The organism is Pseudarthrobacter sp. AL07 (assembly GCF_029960665.1).
In the GTDB taxonomy this organism is placed as follows: Bacteria; Actinomycetota; Actinomycetes; order Actinomycetales; family Micrococcaceae; genus Arthrobacter.
In genome coordinates this window covers 1-9,258 of sequence record NZ_JASBRB010000046.1, presented here as the reverse complement: position 1 = coordinate 9,258, position 9,258 = coordinate 1, and the positions used below count along the sequence as shown (strand labels likewise).

Annotated in this window: 8 protein-coding genes; 6 read left to right on the top strand and 2 right to left on the bottom strand. The window is 65.5% G+C overall.

The window, feature by feature from the left end:
- Nucleotides 1-168 precede the first annotated feature (168 nt).
- The 3 genes from merB (at nt 169) to QK290_RS17840 (ending at nt 2,908) form a co-directional block, all read left to right on the top strand.
- Nucleotides 169-834: an organomercurial lyase MerB gene (merB, locus tag QK290_RS17850; RefSeq protein WP_282331991.1), complete on the top strand. Its 666-nt coding sequence runs from the start codon at nt 169-171 to the stop codon at nt 832-834.
- Between the two features lie 139 nt (nt 835-973).
- A complete protein-coding gene (locus tag QK290_RS17845) occupies nt 974-2,323 on the top strand; it encodes an NAD(P)/FAD-dependent oxidoreductase (RefSeq protein WP_282331989.1) in 1,350 nt (449 codons plus the stop codon).
- Between the two features lie 162 nt (nt 2,324-2,485).
- Nucleotides 2,486-2,908 (top strand): DUF1440 domain-containing protein, encoded by a 423-nt coding sequence (locus QK290_RS17840; RefSeq protein ID WP_282331987.1) that lies wholly within the window; start codon nt 2,486-2,488, stop codon nt 2,906-2,908.
- Between the two features lie 116 nt (nt 2,909-3,024).
- On the opposite strand, the gene QK290_RS17835 is transcribed toward QK290_RS17840, so the two are convergent.
- Entirely contained in the window at nt 3,025-4,011 is a 987-nt protein-coding gene (locus tag QK290_RS17835; protein WP_282331986.1) for a cytochrome c biogenesis CcdA family protein, read from the bottom strand.
- Nucleotides 4,012-4,022: 11 nt separating this feature from the next.
- Nucleotides 4,023-4,616 carry a TlpA disulfide reductase family protein gene (locus QK290_RS17830; protein ID WP_282331985.1) on the bottom strand — a complete coding sequence of 198 codons (594 nt, stop codon included), beginning with the start codon at nt 4,614-4,616 and terminating at the stop codon, nt 4,023-4,025.
- Nucleotides 4,617-5,385: 769 nt separating this feature from the next.
- Here QK290_RS17830 and QK290_RS17825 point away from each other — a divergent pair.
- Genes QK290_RS17825 through QK290_RS17815 form a run of 3 tightly spaced genes read left to right on the top strand, consistent with a single transcriptional unit; the run spans nt 5,386 to nt 9,139 of the window.
- The gene (locus QK290_RS17825; protein WP_282331984.1) at nt 5,386-7,068 is read left to right on the top strand and encodes a Mu transposase C-terminal domain-containing protein; all 1,683 of its coding nucleotides are present in this window, start codon (nt 5,386-5,388) and stop codon (nt 7,066-7,068) included.
- Between the two features lie 2 nt (nt 7,069-7,070).
- Complete coding sequence (locus QK290_RS17820) at nt 7,071-7,982, top strand: TniB family NTP-binding protein (RefSeq protein WP_282331992.1); 912 nt, start codon at nt 7,071-7,073, stop codon at nt 7,980-7,982.
- Nucleotides 7,979-9,139, top strand: a complete 1,161-nt coding sequence (locus tag QK290_RS17815) for a TniQ family protein (protein WP_282331983.1) — start codon at nt 7,979-7,981, stop codon at nt 9,137-9,139. Before QK290_RS17820 ends, QK290_RS17815 begins: the two co-directional genes overlap by 4 nt.
- The last annotated feature ends 119 nt before the right edge of the window (nt 9,140-9,258 follow it).

The following is a 9,258-nucleotide window of genomic DNA, read 5'->3' as shown; positions in this document are numbered from 1 at the left end:
AGGTGGCAAACCTGTGGAGCCCGTACCTGACCATGGCCGAAGGAATCAAGATCGCCGCCCAGTCCTTCACCACGGATGTCTCCAAACTCTCCTGTTGCGCATCCTGACCCCAGCGCCTCCTGACCCCGTCGCTTGACACCATTCACCGCCGAAGAAGAAAGACCCATCATGAGCACTGATTTCATCGACCTCACCGACCGTCTGACCTCACCGGACACCGGCATCGAACCCGCCCTCTGGCTGCCCCTGCTCCATCTGCTCTCCCAGGGCGAGTCCGTGGCCATCGCGGACCTTGCCGCCGTCACCGGGCGCACCGTGCCGGAGATCCGCGCCGCGCTGGCCGCGGTGCCGGACACCGAGTACGACGGGGACGGACGCATCATCGGGCAGGGCCTGACCCTGCGCCCCACCCCGCACCGTCTGGAACTGGCCGGGGAACAGCTCTACACCTGGTGCGCCTTGGACACCCTGATCTTCCCGGCCCTGCTCGGCACCCCCGCACGGATCGAATCCACCTGCCACGCCACCGGAGTCCCGGTACGGCTCAGCGTGGGCGCGTCCGGCGTGACCGACGTGGAGCCTGCCTCGGCCGTGGTCTCCCTGGTCAACCCCGAGGACATGAGTTCGGTACGGTCGGCGTTCTGCAACCAGGTCCACTTCTTCGCCTCACCCGAGGCCGCAAAACCCTGGCTCGACGCCCACCCGGGCGGTTCCGTCGTTTCCGTCGCCGAAGCCCACCGGATCGGCACTGCCATGGCTGGGTCCCTGCTCGATGAAACCCTCCCCGCACGGCCAGCCGTCCCCGGGAAGGGCGCACACAGATGCGCATGCTAAGGAGCCGAGCCCTCCCGGGCGGCCTCTGACCCGGGCCGGACACCAGAGGACGCCCGCACGACGGCAGCGGCCCCCCGCGGCCGGAAACCACAGCTTGAGGACAGCACCGGAAATATCATCCGAGATCAAGGGGAGAGTTATGAGCGAACATTTTGACGTGGCAGTGCTGGGGATGGGACCCGGCGGGGAAGTCGCCGCGGGCCGTCTGCTGAAAGCCGGGAAGAAAGTCGCGGTGATCGAGCGCGAGCTCATCGGCGGGGAATGCGCGTACTGGGCCTGCGTGCCGTCTAAAACCGTGCTCAGGCCACCGGAGGCCCGAACGGAAGTGCATCGGGCGGCCGGGGTGTCGGGGGCGGAGCTGGACTGGGCGGAAACCAGCGACTACCGCGATTACATGATCAGGCATCTTGATGACAAGGACCAGATCGACGGGTACGCCCGGCACGGGGCGGTGGTGGTCAAGGAGGAGGCTCGGATCACCGGACCCGGACGGATCCTGGCCGGAGACCGGGAACTGAGCGCGGATCACATCATCATCGCCACCGGCTCCGACCCGGTCATCCCGGCCCTGGAGGGCCTGGATCAGATCACGGCCTGGACGAACCGGGAAACCTATACGGCCACGAGCCTCCCGGAGCGGGCCGTGATCGTCGGCGGCAGCGCCGTCGGGATTGAGACGGCCACGTTCCTGGCCCGTTTCGGAGTCAAGGTCACCCTGATCCACCGCGGGGGCCGGCTCCTGGAACGTGAAGAACCCCGGGCCGGTGAACTCGCCGGCGAGTACTTGCCCGAAGCCGGGATCGACATCCGGCTGGGAGTAAACGCCCGTCGGGGCCGGCGTGCAGGCGGGCAGAGCGTCCTTGACCTCGATGACGGCACCGAGGTCGCGGCCGACGTCGTCATCTTCGCCACCGGCCGCAGCCCGCGCACGCAGGGTCTGGGGTTCGAGCAGGCAGGCGTGGTTCTGGGTGACCGCGGGCAGGTGCAGGTCGATGAACACTGCCGTGCGGGCGAGAAGGTGTGGGCGATCGGGGACGTCACCGGCATCATGGCCTTCACTCACGTCGCGAAATATCAGGGCCGGATCGCGGCCGACGCGATTCTAGGCACACCCCGGAAGGCTTTCTACGAGGGTATTCCGCGGGTCGTGTTCGCCGACCCGGAAATCGCCGCCGCCGGCCTCACCCGGGACCAGGCCGGAGCGCAGGGCCTGAGCACAGCGGCAGCGGAGATCGACCTCGCGGCCGCGATTACCCGGCCCTGGACCTACGAACGGGATCCCCGCGGGCACCTGGGCCTGCTGGCCGATACCGAGCGGAAGGTCCTGATCGGCGCCTGGGCGGTGGCCCCGATGGCCGGGGAATGGATCCACCAGGCTTCCCTGGCCATCCGCGCCAGGATCCCCATCGACACCCTGCGGGACCAGGTCGCCCAGTACCCGACCTACAACGAGGCCTACCAGGCTGCCCTAGACAAACTCGACATCTAGCCGCCGCCGCGACCAGCCCCGGGACGCTTCTGCCACGGGGAATCCGGACCACACGATTGCTCCCAGGGAAAGACCATCACGAACGTTACTGAAGCACTCGAAGACCTGGCCACCGCCTGGGTCGCCGGCTACGTCGGGACCAAAGCCATGGAACCGGTCAGCATGAAACTCTACGAACTGGAATCCGCACAGGACCGGGCCCGGGAAGACGCCGCCCGGCCGGGGCCGCCGTCTGAACTGGCAGCGAAGAAAATCTTCGGTGCCGCCGGGATTGTGCTGGAGGGAAAAGCGCTGGAGCGGGCCTCGATGTTCATGCATTACGGGCTCGCGCTGAGCTGGTCACCGCTGTATGTGCTGCTGCGCCGCAGGACAGGCATGGGAATGGTCGGGGCCGGCCTGCTCACCGGGACGGCGATGTCATTGATCGCCGATGAAATCATGACGCCCCTGGCCGGGTTCAGTGCCCCGAACCGTGCCTACCCCCTGGTGACGCATCTGCGCGGCTTTGCCGCGCACCAGGTGTTCGGGCTCACGGTCGCCGCAACCTGCGAAGCGCTCTGGGCACTGCGGGGACGACGGCCATGACCCACCCCAACGGTCTCGAGCACCCCGGGCTCAGCGGACCGTTGGTCGGCGGCCCGACGGCGGCGGGGTCCTTGGCTGTTCATTAACGTCTTGGCCCGGCGCCGCCTGATCCGGCGTCAGGCCCGCGGGACGTCGCGTGATGCAGCCGGGGTCGTGCGGTTCGGATCGGCGTCGGTGTCGGAGTGGGTGGCGCCGGCTGAGTGCAGTCCGGTTGCGGGTGCGCAGCAGTCGTCCTCGGGTTCCTTTGGCGTCGGCCCGGCGGTGCGCCTGCGTGTCCAGAGGGTCGCGAGCAGCACCGCCGCGGCGAGGGAGATGGCGAGAACCGCGATGACGGCGGTATTGGCTCCGATGAACCTGGTCACTGCCGAAGATAAAACGTTCATCCCTCCGGCGATGCCCTGGTTGGGCTGGCCGGTGGCCAGCGCCGGAGCCCAGTACGCGACAAGATAGGCTCCGGAAAGCACGAGTACGGATCCGGCGACACGGGGCAGGTAGCGTGAGGCACGGTGCAGTCCTTTGGCCAGGGCTCCGCTGGCCAGCGCGGAGGAGAGCGCCAGTAGGATCAGGACCATGCTCGCCCCGGCAGCGTAGGCCACGAACACGGAAACCAGGGCTGTGATGCTGTTCGCCGCCAGGGCCTGGGCGATGACTGCCAGCAGCACCGCCAGGGTGCAGGAGAGTGACGCGACGGCGTAGGCGGCGCCGAAGGCGACCATCGAGCCAGGCCCGCGCCCGGGCCGGTTAATCCGGTTCGAGTTCAGGCTCAGCCCCACGCGGCGGCCGGCGAGCATCGCGATACCGACCCCGGCGAGCAGGACCCCGATCAGGACGGCCACCCACGGTACGGCGCCGATGATGCTGCGCAGCCCGAAAGCAACGAGCAGGCCGGTAATGGTGAAGATCCCGGCGAATCCGAGGCTGACCAGGGCACCCGCGCCAAGGCCGCTGAGCGCCCGGCGGAGCAGCCCGGGACCTGCGGACCCGGGGGCGGTGTCGTCCCGGCCGATGTAGTAGGCCAGGAAAGCCGGAAGCATGGCGAATCCGCACGGGTTCACGGTCGAGAGCATTCCGGCGCCGAAAGCGAAGGCGAGTGTTCCTGTCATGGGGTCCCTTCCTAAGAGCCGGCGGCCGCGAGGGCCTTGGCAGTTTCGTCGGCAGAAGGATCCACGCCGCGGTAGATTTCCTTGCCTGAAGAGTTCAGGACGACCGTCGTCCCGAGGGAATCGACGTTGAAGTGTTTCAACAGGGTTCCGTCGTCCCGCACCATTGTTACCGGCGGGTTGCCGACAGAGGCGATGAACTGGTTCAGGACGTCGGTCGGTTCGCTGGGATCAAGATCGACGGTAACGGCCTGCGCGCCGGGGGCGGCCTTGGCCAGGCCCGAGGCAACATTCTTCACCCCGGCGGCGCAGGACCCGCAGGAGGCGGTGAAGAAATAGATGACGGTCGGTTTGCCCGTCGGAAGCGTCAGCGACGAGCCGGTAAGGGTCTTCACCGTGACGGACGCAACCGTGGGCCCCGAACCGGCACCAGCGATTGAGGAAGCCGCGGCACTCGTCGGTGCGCCTGTGCCGGTAGTGGCGCCGCAGCCGGCCAGCAGGATTGCGGCCAGCACGGCGCCCATCAGCGCGGCTGCCCGCATGGCCGGTCGGAGGCGGGGGTAGCGCCGTGTCGGACGTGGTGTTGACGGTGGTGTGGAGAAGGTCATGGTCGTCTGTTCCTTCCGTTCGCGGACGAAGTGTCCCGGCTCCCCGGTTGCTGCCCGGAACCAGTGGCCCTCTTCTGTGAGTCACAGCAGTCAGTCATCTTCGGGGAAGGACCTTCAGCAGCGGATAACCCGCCATCGGACTGCCCGCCCGGTACTGCACTTGCCCGCGCACGGGCGCGGCGGCGGCTCACGGTAAACGCGACGGCTCCTGCAACAAGGAGCGCGCCGAGGGCAAGGACGGCAGGATTGCCAAGCGCCCCGCCCGCCAGGGCGATAGCACCCCCGGCGATCAGAATCGGGCCGGCACAACAGATGACGGCCAGGGCCACGGCCCCGACAGCGAACAGAATCCCACCTGTTCCCCCTGAAGGGGCTGACGGACGATCAGACATACGGTTTCTCCTCAAGACTGAAACAATTCCCTGACACCAGTGTCGACCTTCCACCAGAGGGGAAGGTCAAGCCCTTGTGCGGCGAGCAGTCCAGCGAAACCAGACAAATAAGGGTCCTGACGGCTGATTTAATCGGTCTTGGTCTCTGCGCAATTGCCGGCGTGCTGCCGCCAGGACAGGCAGTGCAGACCACTTCGGATATTCGGTGCAGACGCCTTCTGAAAATGATAAAATCACTGTCATTTTCAGAAGCTGACTGCATTGGCCTTCCTGTGGAGGCGGGAATAGTGCAGATGACTTGTGAGCACTGGCTGATCGGTACTCCTGTGCACTAAGGTCACTTCTGTTCGGTACTCCTGTTCCCCAAGGAGGCAGGCATGGACTCCGATCGGGTTCGCATTGCTGCGCAGGGACAGCTGACGATGACGGATGCTGCGTGGGAACAGGCCAGGAGTCGGGCTGCCGTGATCGGTTCGTTGGCGGCGCGGAGCAAGACAAGGCTTGCGGATGCTGACAGGGCCGCGGCGGAGCTCGGTGTTTCCCGCCGGCAGGTTTACGTGCTTCTGGGTAAGTACCGCCAAGGTTCTGGCCTTGTTACTGATCTGGCGGTTCGCCGTTCAACCGGCGGCAAGGGCGGGCACCGTTTGCCTGAGCCGGTTGAAGAGATCATTCGCGACCTTATCCGCAGGCGGTTTCTGACACGTCAGAAACCAAGCGTGGCTGCGCTCCACCGCGAGATCGCCAGCGCTTGTGCGGCGCGGGGATTCAAGGCCCCGACCAGGAACACGGTGACCCGGCGCATCTCGATGCTCAGTCCGGTTGACGTCGGCCGGCGCAGGGAAGGCGCTGAAGCTGTGAGGCCGTTGCAGTCCGCCGGTGGTGACGTCCCAGTGATCGGCTCGATCCTGGAGCAGGTGCAGATTGATCACACGGTTATTGATGTGATCGTGGTGGATGAGCGCGAGCGTCTATCGATTGGCCGCCCGTATTTGACCGTTGCGATCGATGTTTACAGCCGAACGATCGTGGGCATGGTCGTCACGTTGGAACCGCCGTCGGCCGTGTCCGTGGGGTTGTGCCTAGCCCACGCCATCGGTGACAAACGACCGTGGCTCGAACGACTCGGGGTGGCGGCGGATTGGCCGATGAGCGGCAAGCCGAAAATGCTGTACCTGGACAACGCGGCGGAGTTCAAGAGCGAGGCGTTACGGCGAGGGTGTGAGCAGCACGGTATCGGGCTGGCCTACCGACCGCCGGGGCGACCGCATTATGGAGGCATTGTTGAGCGCGTGATCGGCACGGCGATGCGCCAGATTCACGAACTTCCCGGAACCACTTTCTCGAATCCGGCGGAGCGCGGCCGGTATGACTCGGAGAAGATGGCTGCGCTGACGCTGGCGGACTTGGAAAAGTGGTTGGTGCTAGCAGTCGCCGCCTACCACGGCAGCCTGCACGGCACATTAGGGCAAACGCCGGCCGGGCAATGGACTGCCGGTGTCACCGCCACCGGCACGCCTTCCGTCTCGACGAACCCGACAGCGTTCCTGGTGGATTTCCTTCCAGTCATCCGCCGTACTCTGACCCGTACCGGTTTCGTCATCGATCACGTCCATTACTTCGCGAACGCCTTAAAGCCCTGGATCGGCCGGCGGGACAGCTTGGGGCCATTCATCATCCGAAGGGACCCGCGTGACATCAGCCGGGTGTGGGTCCTGGAACCGGATGGCCATCACTATGTGGAAGTTCCCTACCGGTCGATCTCCAACCCTGCCGTCAGCGTCTGGGAACACCGGCAGGCACTGGGCCGATTACGCGAACGAGGTGCCGGCCAGGTGGATGAGGCGGCGTTGTTTCGGATGATCGAGCAAATGCGCCACGTCACTGAGACGGCGGTCAAAACGACCAAGCGCGTCCGTCGGGAAACGGAACGCCGTAAGCATGCCGGCAACGCCGGGCCGGCCATGCGGGCGTCGCCGATTCCGGCGCCACCGGTGGTTCCAGCTGGAACGGACCCGACATGGGTTCCCGTGCCACGGTTTGAGCAGATTGAGGAATGGTGATGGTGGACAAACATCGGCAGTCCCTGGACCTGACGCATCTGCACCCGGCATCGCGGGAAGTGGCCCGGCTGCCCTCGTCAGAGCGGGTGCATCGCATTCGTGCGGATCGGTGGATTGGGTACCCGAAGGCCGTCGATGCCGTGGAACGCCTGGAGATGCTCTTTCGGTGGCCGAGGAAACAACGCATGCCAAACTTGTTGCTGGTCGGGCCGACGAACAACGGCAAGTCGATGATTGTCGAGCGGTTCCGCCGGCAACACCCGCCCGTGACGGAGCCCGACCGGGAGAGCATTCCCGTCGTCTGTGTGCAGATGCCCTCCGAGCCATCTGTGCTGCGGTTCTATACGGCCCTGCTCGCCGCGCTTGGTGCACCGCTCCGGCCGCGGCAGCGCCTCGCCGACGTCGAGAGACTGGCCCTGTCTCTGTTGCGTGAAGTGGGTGTGCGGATGTTGGTGATCGACGAGCTCCACAACGTTCTGGCCGGTCGGGGTGAGACGCGGCGCGAGTTCCTGAACCTGCTCCGGTTTCTGGGTAACGAGCTACGCATTTCCCTTGTCGGTGTTGGCACGCGGGAGGCTTACCTGGCCGTGAGATCAGATGACCAGCTCGAGAACAGGTTCGAACCGTTCGTCTTACCGGTCTGGGAGGTGGGTGACGAAACCCGGTCGCTGCTGGCCAGCTTCGCCGCGTCGTTCCCGCTCCATGCTCCGTCCGTGATCGACAGCGAGGACATGGCCCGGTACCTGCTCGCCCGCAGCGAGGGCACCATCGGAGAGCTCGCCCGCCTTCTGACCGCCGCGGCGGTCGCCGCAGTTGAGAGCGGGGAGGAGAGGATCGACCACCGGACGCTGACCATGGCCGACTACGTCGGCCCGAGCGAACGGCGCAGGCTTTTCGAACGGGAACTGCTGTGAGTGTTTCACGCCGTTGGCCGGTGCATCCGGCACCGCTGCCCGGGGAGGCGCTCTCGTCGTGGTTGCGGCGAATCGCTGACCGCTACGACATCGATCTTGGCGTTCTCACCTCCGATATGGGCCATGAGCTGATCGGGTCGGAAGAGATCGACACGTGCCCGCCCGCTGGATTCGCTCGGGAGCTTGCACGACGAACCGGAGCTGACCTGACCCGGATTCGGAGGATGAGCCTCAGCGGCTGGGCACCCTGGCTCCTCGACCAGATGGAACCTGACCCCGAAGCGTTTACGGTCTACACCCGTCAACTGTCCGTGCTGCTGCCGGCCGGAAGACGGCGCCCACGTGAGGCTCCCGGCTGGCGGGCATGGCTCCCGACGAAACAAACACTGCGCGCATGCCCACGCTGCGTTGCCACGTCGAAACAGCCTCACCCATACCAACTGATGTGGTCGGTTCCGCTGATGCTCAGCTGCCCGTTCCACGGATGCCTGCTCGAACCGCACACGGAGGTTCCCGGTTACTTCGTGGGCTGGGAGTACTCGCCCCCAAGACCGAAGCCTGCCGCCGCGACGGTCCTGGCCATGGACCGCAGAACCTGGCGAGCCATGACGGCGGGATCGGTCGAGCTGCCGCCTCGGCAAGTCCACGCCGGAATGTGGTTTCGCCTGATCCGGACGATCATTGACGAACTGGCCACGCCCGCGTCCGAATGCGGTGCCCCGGGACGGCTGATCCGACGTATTTGGGAAGAAACCGGCTACCCGGACCGGGCGGGACAAACGTTCTGGCGCACGCACGAAGACTCGCCACTCTCCGTGCAGCTCCACACTCTCGAAGCAGCGGCGACCGCCATCGACCTCCTCGAAAGCAAAACCGTCACCGGTCGAGGACTGGACGCAGCACTATTCCTGCCGAGGCCGCCCATGCCCGTATATGACGGGGACATCCCGGACAGAACCAGCATCGCGTATCTCTGGGCACGGGCTTGCTCCGCATTTAACGAAGCCGTCGAGGAGGCCAGAGGCAACCCGGCCGCCGCCCAGGCACTCTTCGACCTGCTGCTCTACCGGCGAAAGGATGCGTCCGCGATCCAAGAAACCCTCGGCCAGCTCCAGGACCTCGGGGTACCAGTCGACTATCTGTCACATAAAGAATAGTTGAGTCCATTTGCATGACCTAGAATAAATAACGGGTTTAGTGACAAAATCCGGATTCGCTGAGTGTGACTGTTGATTCGGTTTGGCGGTTTTTTCACAGTTCGGTTTGGCGGTTCTAA

Bases quoted from the DNA above. Each gene is read 5' to 3' on its own strand.
- merB (WP_282331991.1), top strand. From the start codon at position 169: ATGAGCACTGATTTCATCGACCTCACCGACCGTCTGACCTCACCGGAC.
- QK290_RS17845 (WP_282331989.1), top strand. From the start codon at position 974: ATGAGCGAACATTTTGACGTGGCAGTGCTGGGGATGGGACCCGGCGGG.
- QK290_RS17840 (WP_282331987.1), top strand. From the start codon at position 2,486: ATGAAACTCTACGAACTGGAATCCGCACAGGACCGGGCCCGGGAAGAC.
- QK290_RS17835 (WP_282331986.1), bottom strand. From the start codon at position 4,011: ATGACAGGAACACTCGCCTTCGCTTTCGGCGCCGGAATGCTCTCGACC.
- QK290_RS17830 (WP_282331985.1), bottom strand. From the start codon at position 4,616: ATGACCTTCTCCACACCACCGTCAACACCACGTCCGACACGGCGCTAC.
- QK290_RS17825 (WP_282331984.1), top strand. From the start codon at position 5,386: ATGGACTCCGATCGGGTTCGCATTGCTGCGCAGGGACAGCTGACGATG.